The following is a 1,303-nucleotide window of genomic DNA, read 5'->3' as shown; positions in this document are numbered from 1 at the left end:
GGCTTCCCAGCACGGTCGCGAGGTACTCTTGGTCCATCGCGCACATCATTCGCTTGCGTTGAATGCCGGCTTTGAAACTCTTCTCTTGCTTTAATAAATTCAAAACCATTTGCCTTATTCGTGCAAATACTTCCGCTCGATCATCGACTCTTATTCGGCAAGCATCCTCTTTTAATCCAACATCAAGTTGCCAGTGCATCGATTCAATTAACCAGTGCGAGCGCGTGGCATCATGAAGCTCTTTCGCTGTCAGTGCTTTTGAGCTTATATAGTAGCGCACTGAAATATCTGACTCTTCCGTATGTTTTCCTTCTTGACGAACACTCACCATGATGCCCATCGTTTTTAATTCAGGCCAATCGTAAGCCAAATCACCTAATACACTTAAATCGGTATTAATCAGCGCACATCGTGTTTCTAAACGCCCATGCGATTTCTCTTGTGATGCGTAGCTATCACCATCAAATTTTTGAAGCATTGCCGGGCGGTAATAATTATCAAACGCTTTATCTAACATGCCTTGGTTTCCTTTAACGGCAAGCAAATAATCAGCATTTTTATCAATGATTTTCTGTGCGACTTTGTGCTGACAACCCATAGCATCTATGGTAATCAAACAACCTGAAATATCGAGCAATTCCAGCAGCTTAGGGATGGCCGTAATCTCATTGGTTTTACTATTTACTTTCGACTGTCCGAGGCATACACCATTTGCTGTTGCGAATGCATTAACCATATGAATAGCAGCTTGATCTGTTGCTCGATTATATGAGCCCCTTAGTGTTTTTCCATCAATGGCAACCACTTCGCCATCCGTTAATTCATGACACGATTTCATCCATTCTATAAAGGCTTTTTGTAATGCCTTTGGACTGATGGTCCCCATCACTCTTGCGATCGTATCTGCCGACGGTGACGTTTTACCTGAAAAGCCAAAACGTAATAAGAAATCGCGCTGCTTACGGCCATAATCACTAATGCCTTTCCAGGTATCATGGCCAGAGAGAACCGCACAGATCGTTATCAAAATAATATCTGATAACGTATGTTCAACTTTTCCTTCTTGGCGAATATCTTTGATGGAAACGAAATGCATAAATGGACTTTTTTCTTCTGTCATTTTAATCTCCTAAACATTAGGAGACCATTAAATCGCACTGAAAATGATCAACAAATTGATCCTTTATTTTCACTCATTTTAATTAATAAACATGGTACAACGCACGGTTTTAAGCTTTAATTGATAAATAAGTCATTAAATCGATAGCCCAGGCATGGCGCGGATCTTCATGCGTTTTCCCTG

1 protein-coding gene is annotated in these 1,303 nt (G+C 41.0%); it reads right to left on the bottom strand.

What is annotated here, in order from left to right; translation table 11 throughout:
- Positions 1-1,120, bottom strand: a 1,120-nt coding sequence (locus EHW58_RS15545) for an ISAs1 family transposase (protein ID WP_152797365.1), incomplete at its 3' end; no start/stop codon positions are given.
- Positions 1,121-1,303 lie beyond the last annotated feature (183 nt).

It is taken from the genome of Salinivibrio sp. VYel1, assembly GCF_009377945.1.
Lineage (GTDB): Bacteria > Pseudomonadota > Gammaproteobacteria > Enterobacterales > Vibrionaceae > Salinivibrio > Salinivibrio siamensis.
The sequence above is the reverse complement of the archived record's forward strand: the minus strand, read 5'-3'. Positions and strand labels throughout refer to the sequence as shown.